The 12639-nt window shown below is 57.7% G+C and carries 13 protein-coding genes; 8 read left to right on the plus strand and 5 right to left on the minus strand.

Annotation, left to right across the window (positions count from 1 at the left end; genetic code table 11):
* The first annotated feature begins 52 nt into the window (after positions 1-52).
* Entirely contained in the window at positions 53-397 is a 345-nt protein-coding gene (gene rpoZ, locus EH31_RS15800; RefSeq protein WP_034962155.1) for a DNA-directed RNA polymerase subunit omega, read from the plus strand.
* A 171-nt stretch (positions 398-568) separates the two neighbouring features.
* Positions 569-1714, plus strand: coding sequence for a DUF3667 domain-containing protein (locus EH31_RS15805; RefSeq protein WP_034962157.1), 1146 nt, complete (start codon positions 569-571; stop codon positions 1712-1714).
* 65 nt (positions 1715-1779) lie between these two features.
* On the opposite strand, the gene ftsH is transcribed toward EH31_RS15805, so the two are convergent.
* A complete protein-coding gene (gene ftsH, locus EH31_RS15810; RefSeq protein ID WP_034962159.1) occupies positions 1780-3741 on the minus strand; it encodes an ATP-dependent zinc metalloprotease FtsH in 1962 nt (653 codons plus the stop codon).
* A 113-nt stretch (positions 3742-3854) separates the two neighbouring features.
* Positions 3855-4493, minus strand: coding sequence for a TetR/AcrR family transcriptional regulator (locus EH31_RS15815; protein WP_051699372.1), 639 nt, complete (start codon positions 4491-4493; stop codon positions 3855-3857).
* Positions 4494-4638: 145 nt separating this feature from the next.
* Here EH31_RS15815 and EH31_RS15820 point away from each other — a divergent pair, with 145 nt between their 5' ends.
* From EH31_RS15820 to EH31_RS15835, 4 genes are all read left to right on the plus strand, one after another.
* A complete protein-coding gene (locus EH31_RS15820) occupies positions 4639-5775 on the plus strand; it encodes an ABC transporter permease (RefSeq protein WP_034962161.1) in 1137 nt (378 codons plus the stop codon).
* A 12-nt stretch (positions 5776-5787) separates the two neighbouring features.
* Positions 5788-6543 (plus strand): ABC transporter ATP-binding protein, encoded by a 756-nt coding sequence (locus EH31_RS15825; RefSeq protein ID WP_081853460.1) that lies wholly within the window; start codon positions 5788-5790, stop codon positions 6541-6543.
* 65 nt (positions 6544-6608) lie between these two features.
* Positions 6609-7598: an efflux RND transporter periplasmic adaptor subunit gene (locus EH31_RS15830; RefSeq protein WP_034962166.1), complete on the plus strand. Its 990-nt coding sequence runs from the start codon at positions 6609-6611 to the stop codon at positions 7596-7598.
* A 4-nt stretch (positions 7599-7602) separates the two neighbouring features.
* Positions 7603-9036: an efflux transporter outer membrane subunit gene (locus EH31_RS15835; RefSeq protein WP_051699359.1), complete on the plus strand. Its 1434-nt coding sequence runs from the start codon at positions 7603-7605 to the stop codon at positions 9034-9036.
* Here the strand turns inward: EH31_RS15835 and EH31_RS15840 are convergent.
* Entirely contained in the window at positions 9033-9485 is a 453-nt protein-coding gene (locus tag EH31_RS15840) for a MaoC family dehydratase (RefSeq protein ID WP_034962168.1), read from the minus strand. The genes EH31_RS15835 and EH31_RS15840 overlap by 4 nt on opposite strands.
* 3 nt (positions 9486-9488) lie before the next feature.
* Positions 9489-10568 (minus strand): CaiB/BaiF CoA transferase family protein, encoded by a 1080-nt coding sequence (locus EH31_RS15845; RefSeq protein ID WP_034962170.1) that lies wholly within the window; start codon positions 10566-10568, stop codon positions 9489-9491.
* Positions 10569-10923: 355 nt separating this feature from the next.
* Here EH31_RS15845 and EH31_RS15850 point away from each other — a divergent pair, with 355 nt between their 5' ends.
* Both EH31_RS15850 and EH31_RS15855 read left to right on the plus strand, forming a co-directional pair.
* Positions 10924-11382: a glucuronosyltransferase gene (locus EH31_RS15850; RefSeq protein ID WP_034962290.1), complete on the plus strand. Its 459-nt coding sequence runs from the start codon at positions 10924-10926 to the stop codon at positions 11380-11382.
* Entirely contained in the window at positions 11379-11861 is a 483-nt protein-coding gene (locus EH31_RS15855; protein ID WP_034962173.1) for a glycosyltransferase, read from the plus strand. The genes EH31_RS15850 and EH31_RS15855 overlap by 4 nt, the downstream gene beginning before the upstream one ends.
* A gap of 13 nt (positions 11862-11874) precedes the next feature.
* Here the strand turns inward: EH31_RS15855 and EH31_RS15860 are convergent, their stop codons facing one another.
* Positions 11875-12297 (minus strand): hypothetical protein, encoded by a 423-nt coding sequence (locus EH31_RS15860; RefSeq protein ID WP_034962174.1) that lies wholly within the window; start codon positions 12295-12297, stop codon positions 11875-11877.
* Between the last annotated feature and the right edge of the window lie 342 nt (positions 12298-12639).

A 12639-nucleotide genomic window follows, 5' to 3' on the forward strand; every position in this document is an offset into this window, starting at 1 on the left:
ACTAGCTTGACAGCTCTTTCCAAAAAGACTTTTGATTTTATGAGGCTCGCCCATGGCACGCGTTACCGTTGAAGATTGCGTCGATAAGGTTCCAAACCGCTTCGACCTCGTCCTGCTCGCAGCACAGCGCGCCCGTGAAATCTCAGGCGGCAGCGAACTGACGCTTGACCGCGATCGTGACAAGAACCCGGTTGTGGCACTGCGCGAAATCGCTGAACAAACGATCAAGCCCAAGGAGCTTAAAGAAGCTCTGATAACCAGCCTTCAGAAGATCCTTCCCGATGACGAAGATGATGCCGATGAAATCGGTTCGCTCAGCCAATCGGCAGAGGCTCTGCGCATCACCGCGTCCGCGCCAACCCGGTCGACTTCGATCGGGGCAGATTACGACGGGTAAGCCGGGCGGTAACAAACCGAACTCAAAAGGCCGCGCTTATCGCGGCCTTTTTTGTGCGCGCGAGGGATGTGGGATCGGTAAAGACGCAAGCTCAAACGCAAGACATCTCCCTTTGGCATTCGGGGCGCATTGGCTATAGTGCAGTGCAGCACGGACGGGGGGCAGCTGGACATGAGCGATATTGCCGAGGGGATTGGCACAGTGATCGAAGGCGGCGTTGCTGGCCGCGCGGTCGAGCCTGAGCGCAGCGGCGATGGCGCGGCCAAAACTTACGGCCCAGACACCTGCCTCAACTGCGGCGCCCATGCTCCGGATAAATTCTGCCCCAATTGCGGCCAGAAAACTCAAGTTCACCGCTCCCTCGCCGCGATTGGCCATGATCTGATGCACGGCGTTTTGCACCTGGACGGCAAGCTTTGGCGCACCCTGCCTGTGCTCGTCTTCAAACCGGGAAAGCTCACGCGCCGTTACATTGATGGCGAACGCGCAAAATTCGTCAGTCCGATGGCGATGTTCCTGTTCAGCATCTTTGCGATGTTTGCCGTTTTCCAGATGGTCGGGCTCACCACTCCGACCGAGGTCAACGTCCCTGACCCCGCGCAAATCGTGCGCGAACAGGGCGAGGCAGAGGCCGCGCGGCTGCGAGAGGAGATCGCAGCCCTTCCCGCAGACAGCCAAGAGCGCGCCAACCTCGCCGCGGAGCTCGCCACGATCGAAGGCTATCTCGAAAGAGAGGCGAACGGCGAATTGACAACGCAGGAGATCGTCCAGGACATGCAGGCAGAAGCCGCAGAAGATGGCTCTGAAACATCCGCCGATCTGCTCGACAATATCAACGAGGCGCTGTTTTCAGAAGACTCCAATGCCGAGATGAACCTCACTGGTTTTGAGGCAATCGACAAGGGGCTTTTGAAAAAGTGGCGCGATAATCCAGGGCTGATGCTCTACAAATTGCAGGCCAATGGTTACAAATTCAGCTGGCTTCTGATCCCGATTTCTCTGCCGTTTGTGTGGCTTGTCTTTGCATGGAAACGGCGGTTCAAAGCCTATGATCACGCGATATTCGTGACCTATTCGCTTTCCTTCATGTCGCTATTGTTCATCGCCTTATCGGTGTTGGGAACGCTCGGCATCGGTGCGCAATTCGTGGTCATGGCGCTCTTTATCATCCCCCCGATTCACATCTATAAACAGTTGCGCTGGACCTATGATCTCTCGCGCTTTTCGGCCCTCTGGCGGCTTATCATGCTGAGCGTATTTATCTGGATCATCGCGCTTGTGTTCCTTCAGGCATTGCTGCTCTTGGGCGCGTTTTAAGAAAAAAGGGCGCTTGCGATCTGGTCGCAAGCGCCCTTTTCTGATTTTGTGTGATGGCGAAAGCCTTACGCGCCTTGCGGTGCTTCCCCGCCAGAGCCGCCGAAACGCTTGCCCGCTTTGGGAACAGCAGAGCCTTGAACCGGCTTTACAACGCTGGGGCCCTTGGGCTCATCAGGGCGATCAATCTTGCCGTCTTTCATCAGCTGGTCGATCTCGTCACCGGTAAGCGTCTCATACTCAAGCAAGGCTTGCGCGAGCAGGTGGAGCTTGTCCTCCTGCTCTTTGAGGATGTCTTCAGCGCGCTTCAGCCCGCCTTCGACAAGGCTCTTGATCTCGGCATCGATCAGCTTGTTCGTTTCTGCCCCGCCCATCGTGCGCGCGGTTTGACCCATGCCAAGATAGCCTTCCTGGCTTTGCTCGTACTGGAGCGGGCCAAGCTTCTCGCTCATGCCCCATTTGGTGACCATGTTGCGCGCCAGATCGGTTGCGTACTGGATATCACCAGACGCACCAGAGGACACTTTGTCGTGGCCAAAGATGATGTCTTCAGCAACCCGCCCACCCATCGCAACCGCTAGGTTCGCGTGCATTTTGTCGCGGTGATAGGAATAGCTGTCCCGTTCTGGCAGGCGCATCACCATGCCCAGCGCACGGCCGCGCGGGATGATGGTTGCCTTGTGGATCGGATCAGACGCCGGCTCATTGATCGAAACAAGCGCGTGGCCTGCCTCGTGGTAAGCGGTCATCTTCTTTTCGTCCTCGGTCATGACCATAGAGCGGCGTTCCGCGCCCATCATGACCTTGTCTTTGGCGTCCTCAAATTCCTGCATCGCAACCAGACGCTTGTTCCGGCGCGCTGCCAAAAGAGCGGCCTCGTTCACGAGGTTTGCAAGGTCCGCGCCTGAGAAGCCCGGAGTACCACGCGCAATCGTGCGCGGGTTTACGTCAGGAGCCAGCGGCACTTTCTTCATGTGCACGCCGAGGATTTTCTCGCGTCCGTCAATATCAGGGATCGGTACAACAACCTGACGGTCAAAGCGGCCCGGACGCAGCAGCGCGGGGTCAAGCACGTCAGGACGGTTGGTCGCCGCGATGATGATGATGCCTTCATTGGCTTCAAAGCCATCCATCTCAACCAGAAGCTGGTTCAGCGTTTGCTCGCGCTCGTCGTTTGAGTTGCCAAGGCCATGGCCACGTGAACGGCCAACCGCGTCGATCTCATCGATGAACACGATGCAAGGGCTGCTCTTTTTCGCTTGCTCAAACATGTCGCGCACACGGCTTGCGCCGACGCCCACGAACATTTCAACAAAGTCGGAACCCGAAATCGTGAAGAAGGGAACACCCGCCTCGCCTGCAATGGCACGGGCAAGAAGCGTTTTACCGGTACCGGGCGATCCGACCAGCAACGCGCCTTTGGGGATTTGTCCGCCCAGTTTGGAGAAGCGTGTCGGGTCTTTCAAAAACTCGACGATCTCCTCAAGCTCCTCGCGCGCTTCATCGATACCAGCGACATCGTCAAAGGTAACGCGCCCCTGGCGTTCGGTCAGCATCTTGGCTTTGGACTTGCCAAAACCCATCGCCCCGCCGCCGCCGCCTTTTTGCACTTGGCGAAGGGCGAAGAAGGCGATCCCGAGGATGAGAATGAATGGAAGCGCCTGAACCAGAATGACGAGCAGCAGGCTGGTTTGCTCTGGCGCTTTACCAGTGAAGCGCACTTCGTTCTCTTCGAGCAAAGTGGTGATCTGCGTATCGCTCGCGACCGGGACTGTGCTGAATGCCTCACCGCTCTTGAGCGTGCCTGTGATCAAGTCTTCGCCAAGAGCCACATCTTTGACAGAGCCAGCCGCCACCTGATCACGGAATTCTGAATAGGCCATCTGCTCACCGGCTGGCTGTCCGCCGCCGTTGAACATCGAAACCACGAGAAGAAGCGCCATAAAAATGCCGCCCCAGATCATCAGCTGTTTCACCCAGGGGTTTTGACCTTCGGGTGGCCCATCGTTTGGATCGTTTTGGTCGTTCATTCGCGTCGATTCCTTAATTGAGCTTCCAATGTAGGACGGGCGGGATGAATCGCAAGCAAATGCGTATCTGCGCCAAGCCCGCTATTTTCGCACACTCACATCAAGAAATACGATTAATCCGCCCGGTAGGCTGCAAGAAAGACGCGAACGGCTCCCGCTATCCGCTCGTTGTTTTCAATTTCTGACGGCTTTGCGCCAAATCGCCGCTCCAGATCGCCCATGCCCTTGGCCATCGAAACAAATTGCTCCGCCGCCAGATCAGGGTCCGCAATGGAAAGCTCACCGCGTGCGCAAGCATGCGCAAGCCATGCGCTAAAACCAGCCTTCATGCGCCACGGTCCAGCTTCGAGAAATGCCTGACCCACAGCCGGGTCGCGTTCGGTTTCCGCCGCAATTCTGCGTTCAAACTGCATCATTTCAGGCCGCGACAAGAACGCAAATATCGCCTCTCCAAACGTTGTGAGGCGCTCTTCGATCGTGCCACTGGGGATCTCTTCGATCGTGAAATACCCGCGCATTTTCTCGCATTCCCGTTCTACTGCAGCGGTGAAAAGGCCACGCTTGTCCCCGAAGTGGTTGTAGATCGTGACCTTTGATACCCCCGCATCAGCCGCAACCTGTTCAATCGAAGTCGCGGCAAAACCATCGTGCATGAACCGATCAGACGCTGCAGCAATAATCGCCTCGCGCTTGACCGCATCAGACGGCCTGCCGGCTTTTCTTTTTTCAGGTTTGGGAACGGCGATATTCAATTTTTTATGGAACCTGCCCGGAATTGCTGAGTTGACAAAATGAACGACGGCGTTCAATTAAACGGTGTCGTTCATTATTGTCGATTCCTTCTCTCCCCGCAACCCTTGTTTTTCGGGCTGCCCTCGACGAAAGTGTAAGCTACGCATGCTCTGGATAGCGATCCGAATGCTCACTGGGGACAGTCAGAAGTTCTACGGGCTTTTGTTTGGCATCGCCTTTTCAACCCTCCTGAATACCCAGCAGCTGACCATCTTTGTGAATTTGATCGAGCGCGGTGCGAGCGGCGTTTACAACGCGCCAGAGGCCGAGATTTGGGTCATGGACCCGGTCAGCCGGACTACGGAAGTCAATTACGCCATGCCCTCGACCGCGCTTGATGAAGTGCGCTCGGTTGAAGGGGTTGAATGGGCCGTCCCTCACCTGCGCGCACCTGCATCGGTACGGTCGAGCACGGGTGACCTGGAAGGGGTGCAGATTGTCGGGGTTGATGATGCAACCTTGATTGGCCTGCCGGAACGGTTGCTGGCGACGAACAAATCCATCCTCTCTCAACCCGACACTGTTTTGATCGATGACGTTGGCATCATCAATTTGTTTGAAAGCGGCGAGGACCCGATTGGGCAGCGACTTGAGCTAAACGATCAGCGCGCAATCATTCGCGGGGTAGCCGACGCCATTCCCAGCTTTACCAGCCAGGTGACGCTCTACACCAAATATTCGCAGGCGCTCAATTACGTACCCGGAACGCGCAACCGTTTGACATTTGTGCTTGCTGGCGTTGCCGATGGCGAAACCGCCGAGGCTGTGGCGCAAAGAATCGAAGAGCAAACGGGGCTGAAGGCTGAAACGCGCGAGGAATTTGCCCAGGCAGGCGTCGATTTCATCATCCAGAACACAGGCATTCCGACCAATTTCGGGATCACCGTTGTTCTTGGATTTGTTGTCGGCGTAGCGATTGTCGGGCTCACATTCAGCCTGTTCATCCGCGACAACATCAAACAGTTTGGCGCTCTCAAAGCGATCGGGGTGACCAATCTCAAGATCATGCGGATGGTCGCCGCGCAAGCCGGGCTGGTTGGCGCAATCGGTTATGCCTTTGGGATTGTTGGAACCGTGGCATTCTTGTGGGGATTTAGCGGCAATCCCTTTTTCAAAGGCTTTTATATCCCCTGGCAGATACCACTCATCAGCCTTGGAGCGGTCATCATCATTCTCGCAATAACCGGCTGGCTCGCGCTGCGCAGCGTCCTTTCAACGGAACCCGCTGCGGTGTTCAGGTAGGCGGTAAAGACAATGAACGAAACGACCCCCACAGTCATGGACACCAAAGCAATCGGTGGACGCTCTGCAGAAGCGGCCATTTGCGCGCGCGGCATCACGCGAGATTTCAAGGCCGGACAGTCAACCATCCGGGTGCTTCACGGCATCGACACCGATATCAAACCGGGTGAAATGACCTTCGTGGTCGGAGAGAGCGGGTCAGGCAAAACCACGCTGATCTCGATCATGTGCGGTATTCTTTGGCCTACAGACGGCGAGGTAAAGGTTTTTGGGACCGACATTTACAAGCTGTCTGATGCCGAGCTTGTGAACTTTCGCCTCGAAAACATCGGTTTTATCTTTCAGCAATATAACCTCATCCCCTCGATTGACGCAGCGGCGAATGCAGCGGTCCCCTTGATTGCCCAGGGGATGCGCGTTGGTGAGGCGCGCGAAAAAGCCAAAGCCCTTCTGGAAAAGCTCAATATCGGCGATCAGGCAGATAAGCTTCCCAATCAGCTTTCCGGTGGTCAGCAGCAGCGCGTCGCGATTGCGCGCGCTCTGGTGCATGAACCGCGCCTTGTGGTGTGTGATGAACCGACCGCGGCACTTGATACAAGTTCAGGGCGGCGGGTGATGGACCTGCTTCGCGAAGTCGCTGTGGCCGAAGACCGCGCCTGCATCATCGTCACCCACGACAACCGCATTTTCGACCTCGCAGACCGCATCCTTGTTCTGGAAGACGGCCTTGTCACACACGACGGGACCGACATGCCGGACGGACATTAGCGCGAGGAAATCAAAGCGCCGCTTCGCAATTCCTTTAAGCCTCTCCTACTCTCAAGAGACACATCATGGCCCTTCTTCCCTCAAACGTCAGCTTCTCACGGCAAATCCTGCCGGTTCTTGCGCTCATCGGGATTGCCTGCGCGGTGCTTTACATCGCGGTTGGCCTTCCGGACCGCTCGACCGCAGAGCCTACCACTGAACCGCCAAAGGCAACCGGTGAGCTGGCGAATAGTGCGCGGGTCGCAGGCGCTGGGATCGTTGAACCGGCCAGCGAAGTGATCGACATTGGTTCTGCGCTATCGGGCCTTGTCACCGATGTCCGGGTGGCTCCGGGCGACCGCGTCGAAAAAGGCCAACCCTTGTTCCTCGTCGATGCGCGCTCTGCCCGGGCACAATTGTCAGAAGCCAACGCCGCCATCAACGAAGCACGCGCAGCGATTGCAGAGGCGCAAACCGCTCGAAAAACAGCCGCTGATCAACTGGCGCTGTATGCCAGCCTATCCGATCCAGCCGCCGTCAGCCGTTCGGAAGTCATCCGGGTAGAGGGCGAAGCGCAAGCTGCAAAAAGCCGCCTCGCTGTGGCCCGTGCGCGCTTGAATGCAGCCCAAGCGAGGGCAAGCAGCGTTCGAACCGAGATCGAGCGGCTTGTCATTCGCGCGCCGATCTCTGGCGAAATTCTCGCCGTGAATGTGCGCCCGGGCGAATTTGTTGCAACGCAAGGCGGCGGCAACGCTCAACCCTTCATGCAGATGGGCGAAACCAATCCCTTGCACATCCGCGTCGACATTGACGAAAACGAAGCGGCGCGCGTTAAGGTCGGCGCCCCTGCCATCGTCTCGCCGCGCGGCGATGCTGACACCCGTGTCGAGGCGGCCTTTGTGAGAGTGGAGCCGCAAGTGGTGCCCAAACGCTCGCTCACCAACAGCGCGGCTGAGCGGGTTGATGTGCGTGTGCTCCAGATCATCTACGCCCTGCCCCAGAACGAAGCGAGTGATGCCTTCCGTGTCGGCCAACAAATCGACGCCTTCATTCCCGCCAAAGAGAAGGGGGAATAGACACATGCCATCCCTCACCTCCCGCTTGATACTCGCAAGCGCGGTTGTAAGCCTTTCGGCCTGTGTCGCAGGTCCGCCGCCCGAGATTGCGACGCCGACCCCTGAACTGCCCGGGACATTTGCGCTTGCCGCTGGTCCGGCGGCGAACGCGAGCCTCGCTGCGATGTTGCCGCAAGACGATCCGGCATTTGCATCCCTTAAACAAACCGCTTTGGAACGCTCGCCAAGCCTTGCAGAAGCGATAGCGCGAGTGGACGCAGCACGCGCCGGTGCAAGGCGAGCGGGCGCAGAGCGTCTTCCCAATGTTGGCGTCGATGGCAATGTCACGAACAACCGCATCAACCCCAGTCAATTCGGTTCAGACAACCCGTTTGCGCAGGCGATTGACCCCACCCAAACCTCCTATGGCGCAAACCTGACGGCGAGCTGGGATGTGGACCTTTTCGGGCGGTTGCGGGCACAAGAACGCGCAGCGATTGCGCGCATCGACGGGGCAAGCGCGTCCGCTGCTGCGGTACGGCTGGCGATCGTCTCCGAAATTGCAGCAAGCGTAGTCGATTGGCGAACGCTAGAGGCGCGAACAACAGCGATTGAAAGCGATGTTGCCGCCGCGACCCGCCTTGCTGACCTTGCCAAGGTTCGCGAAGACGCTGGGATCGCGCCGGGTTTCGACCGGGTTCGCGCCCAAGCGCAGGCGAGCGCGTCGCGCTCTCGGCTGGCAGCGCTCGACAGCGAGAGAGCGCGCCTCATCGGCAGACTAGTCACATTGACAGGCTCGAACGCCGCCGATGTGCTCGCCGCGCTGTCCGCGCCAGCACCAAGGTTTAGCCAATCTTCCGCCCCTGCCGCGCTGCCTTCCCAATTGCTCACCAACCGGCCCGACATTGTCGCAGCCGCTGCCGAACTGGCAGCAACCGATGCCGATCTCGCCGCCACCGCCCGGGCCCGCTTCCCCCGCCTGACCCTATCGGGTGTCATTGGATTGTTGTCCTTCAGCCCCGGCGATTTCTTTGACGAAGACTCGATTGTGCGCACCCTCACCGCCGGTGTCGCAGCACCGCTGCTCGATTTCGGGCGTATCTCGGCGGAAATCGACGGAGCGGCAGCAAACAAGAAAATCGCGTTTCAGGCCTATCGCGGCGCGGTTTATCAGGCATTGGGCGATGCAGAAGCGGCCTATGGACTTGTCTCGGCTGCTGATGAGCAAGCCGCATTGGCAGCGCAAGAACGAAGCGAGCTTGAGCGCGCTGCAAAGCTTGCCGATGAACGTTATCGCGCAGGGCTTTCAAGCTTCCTCGAAGTGCTTGAAGCGCGGCGCGCAGCCGACACCAGCGGCGAACGCGAAGCGGCCGCGATTGGCGCAGCGCAGCGTGCACGCATCGTACTGTGGCAGGCATTGGGCGGCGATGCGTCTAACGCAGGTGACGAAACCGCCTAGGCGTCGCTTCGCTTCAGCAAGGCAGATCGCTCGCAGCGGCACACCACTTCATCGCGCTGATTGATCAGCTCGTGAATGAATGTGACCACCCCTGCCTCAGGGCGTGATTTGCTGGGGCGCAGCTCTTTGATCTCGCTCTGCGCGCGCAAGGTGTCGCCGATAAACACCGGCTTTGGCGTCACCACTTTATCAAAGCCCAGATTGGCGACCAACGTGCCAAGTGTCGTGTCACCCACGGACAGCCCGACCAGAAGCGAAAAGGTGAAAGTCGAATTCACCAGAATCTGCCCGAACCCGCTTGCCTTGGCCGCCTCCACATCAAGGTGCAGCGGTTGAGGATTGTGGGTCATGGTTGAGAACAGGAGATTGTCCGTCTCTGTCACCGTGCGCCGGATTTCGTGGGTGATCCGCTCACCCACTTGCCATTCGTCAAAGAATTTGCCTGCCATGGATTACCCCTCCCCAAGCCAGCTTTTGACGACGCTTGCGCCATTGTCATCGCTGGACCGGACGGCTCCGGGAGTACGGCTAAAGCGCGGTGCCGGCGCGGGATGGGTTTGACCCTCATGCTCGACATAGGTTCCACGCGCTTTCATGTGCGGATGGTTTGGCGCATCATCAAGGCCGACGACCGGACCATAGCAAACGTCGGTGCCTTCAAGGATTTCATTCCATTCAGCCTGCGTCTTCGTCTTGAACAAAGCGGTGAGCTTTTCGGCATAATCGACCCAGTTTGCGGGGTTCATCTGGCCGTCTGCGAGGTCGGTCGCGCCTGTGCGCTGGAGCAGTTCTGCATAAAACTGCGGCTCAATTGATCCCAATGAGATTTCTTTCCCGTCTGCGCATTCATAGCATTGATAGAAATGCGCGCCCCCGCCCAGCATTCCTGTGCCGCGCTCATTCGTGCGGATCATGCCGTGTTTCTGGCCGAAGAAAAAGCTCATCAGGCTGGTGACGCCATCGACAATCGCCGCGTCAACGACCTGCCCCTTGCCGGAGCGTTCCCGCTCGTAAAGCGCGGCCATAATGCCAAAGGCACAATACATGGAGCCCCCGCCAAAATCACCGATCAGGTTTTGCGGTGGAATGGGCAGATCGCCTTTTTTGCCAACCGCATCCAATGCGCCGGTGATCGCGATGTAATTGATGTCGTGCCCTGCTGCTTTGGCAAGCGGGCCATCCTGCCCCCAGCCTGTCATGCGCGCATAAACAAGGCGCGGGTTTGCTTCGAGCAATTCATCAGGACCAAGGCCCAGCCGCTCCATCACGCCGGGGCGCAGACCTTCGATAAGGACATCTGCTTTGCTGGCGGCATTGCGACAAAAGGCAAGGCCTTCCTCGCTCTTCAAATCGACCATCACACGGTGGCGCGCGCGTTCAACCACGGGGTTCATCACCGCGCCGCCGGGCCGGTCAATGCGCACCACTTCTGCCCCAAGGTCAGCCAGCAGCATTCCCACGTGCGGGCCCGGGCCAATCCCGGCAAATTCCATCACTTTCAAACCAGCGAGCGGGCCTTGAGGTGTAGCCATTGTCAGTGTCTCTTCCCTATCTGTTTTCGTTTGTGAGCGTGTGTGCCGATATGCGGCGTCCAGAGCAAGCTTTCCTACTGAAAGGGCGTTTGGCATGTTGCCTTTGGAAGGTTTGGCCACAAGAGATTTTCGCGTTCTCCTTGCAAAGTGTCTCATAGGGTTTGGCACACAAGTTATTGAAAACATGCGCATGTTGGAATTGAATGTTGGATGCTATGAGACACATGTGTCTCATAGGGTTAATTTTGGAGGCACTATCCTCGCGCAAAATCTTGGAAGTTGTGAAGCGCGGATGAGACGGTTAGGGCGATTGGTAAAAAGCGAAACATCACTTCAAATGAACGGCAAAACTCACATGACAAATACCAGCCGCAAGGTGCTAGCGGTTGCCTCTGGCGGCGGGCATTGGGAACAGCTCATGCTGCTTCGCGATACGCTCGATAATTATGACGTGCGCTTTGCAACGACCGATCCACTGATCGCAAAGCAGCGCGGCATCGCGGACGCCGAGACTTTGCCCGATTGCAACCAGAATACGCCTGTGAAAGCCCTCTTTTGCGCGGTGGCCGCACTTCGGATCGTGCTCAAACATCGACCCGATGTCATTTTGTCGACGGGTGCTGCGCCGGGTTACTTCTGCCTCCTTGCAGGCCGCCTGGTTGGTGCACGCACTCTGTGGATCGATAGCGTTGCCAATGGCGAACAGCTTTCGATGTGCGGCAAACTATCGCGGCGTACAGCGCATGAATGCCTGACCCAGTGGGAGCATCTGGCGGATGGCGATGCGGTGAAATATCGCGGAGCGGTTCTGTGATCCTGGTGACGGTTGGCATGCAGCTGGGCTTTGACCGGCTGATCGAGGCGATGGACAAGCTTGCGCCTGAATTGGGCGTGGAAGTCATCGCGCAAACAGGAGTGGGCACGTATCGTCCCAAGAACATGCAAGCGCGCAAAAGCATCGCGCCAGCCGAGTTTGAAAGCCTCGTCCAGCAAAGCCAGTTGATCGTTGCTCATGCGGGTATCGGAACGGTCCTCACCGCTCAGCGCCTGTCAAAGCCAATCCTGCTGTTCCCAAGGCGGTTCGATCACGGCGAACATCGCAACGATCACCAGGTGGCAACAGTGCGCAATCTTCAGGGGCGCCCCGGACTGCTGATCGCGATGGATGAAACGGAGCTTAAATCGAAGATTGCCAAGGGCTTGGCATTGACGTCTACAAAGGCGCAGATGTCACCGACCGCGAGGCAGCTTCGCAGCGCGATTGCGGGATTTATTGAAACAGGCAAGCTTTAGCGGGCAGTATCACTCAACCGCGTTGCTTGAGACTTCCTCTGACGACACTGACATAGAATAAAGCAGCGCCCAGGACGACCAGACTTGATCCGATATCGCCGACCCAATTGAGCTTGAGCGGCCCGTTCAACAGGCGGTCGAGCGCATGAAGGGAAACGGTTCGCATGACCATCGTTGCCAGCATCACCCCGCAGGCTCCAATCGCGACCGCAACGGCAATATTACGGCGACCCGAAACGCGCTGCGACGTCCAATAGGCCGCCAGCATGGCACAGCTTGCAAACAGAATGAGAGAAACCGCAACGACTGGCCCTTGCAATGAACGACGCTCAGCCAGCAGTTCTTGTGCCTCAAGCAATTCGCGCATGCTTTCGCGAATACCCTCTTCAAGGTTTAGCAACCGCAACACGATAAGGACCACGAAATAGAGCGCCATCAACGACCACGCCTTAACATGCCAGGGTTGTTGACGACTGCGCCGCGCCTCACGACCCGCCCGCACAGCAGCGCCAGCGACCACGGCATAAAATACGCAAGCAACAAGACTTAAAATGGAAAGTTGGGCCAGCACCGGCAATACCCCGAGATTTCGCAGTGGCCTGCGTTTAGCGAAGACCAGTGCAGATAGGCAATGTCAGGTTCATCGTTAGCCACGATCATGCAAGGTTAAAGTTGCAATGAGTAGTTCGCACGAGGATGTGCAAAAGAGATTTGTAGATCGTAAGAAGTGTACGTCCCGAAATAGGACGAGGGATCTCTGAATGCCCCTCGGGCCCCA

The organism is Erythrobacter longus (genome assembly GCF_000715015.1).
Classification (GTDB): domain Bacteria; phylum Pseudomonadota; class Alphaproteobacteria; order Sphingomonadales; family Sphingomonadaceae; genus Erythrobacter; species Erythrobacter longus.

What these genes read in the sequence shown, in the direction of transcription:
- rpoZ (WP_034962155.1), top strand. Translation starts at nt 53, where the DNA reads ATGGCACGCGTTACCGTTGAAGATTGCGTCGATAAGGTTCCAAACCGC.
- EH31_RS15805 (WP_034962157.1), top strand. Translation starts at nt 569, where the DNA reads ATGAGCGATATTGCCGAGGGGATTGGCACAGTGATCGAAGGCGGCGTT.
- ftsH (WP_034962159.1), bottom strand. Translation starts at nt 3,741, where the DNA reads ATGAACGACCAAAACGATCCAAACGATGGGCCACCCGAAGGTCAAAAC.
- EH31_RS15820 (WP_034962161.1), top strand. Translation starts at nt 4,639, where the DNA reads ATGCTCTGGATAGCGATCCGAATGCTCACTGGGGACAGTCAGAAGTTC.
- EH31_RS15825 (WP_081853460.1), top strand. Translation starts at nt 5,788, where the DNA reads ATGAACGAAACGACCCCCACAGTCATGGACACCAAAGCAATCGGTGGA.
- EH31_RS15830 (WP_034962166.1), top strand. Translation starts at nt 6,609, where the DNA reads ATGGCCCTTCTTCCCTCAAACGTCAGCTTCTCACGGCAAATCCTGCCG.
- EH31_RS15835 (WP_051699359.1), top strand. Translation starts at nt 7,603, where the DNA reads ATGCCATCCCTCACCTCCCGCTTGATACTCGCAAGCGCGGTTGTAAGC.
- EH31_RS15840 (WP_034962168.1), bottom strand. Translation starts at nt 9,485, where the DNA reads ATGGCAGGCAAATTCTTTGACGAATGGCAAGTGGGTGAGCGGATCACC.
- EH31_RS15845 (WP_034962170.1), bottom strand. Translation starts at nt 10,568, where the DNA reads ATGGCTACACCTCAAGGCCCGCTCGCTGGTTTGAAAGTGATGGAATTT.
- EH31_RS15850 (WP_034962290.1), top strand. Translation starts at nt 10,924, where the DNA reads ATGACAAATACCAGCCGCAAGGTGCTAGCGGTTGCCTCTGGCGGCGGG.
- EH31_RS15860 (WP_034962174.1), bottom strand. Translation starts at nt 12,297, where the DNA reads ATGGCGCTCTATTTCGTGGTCCTTATCGTGTTGCGGTTGCTAAACCTT.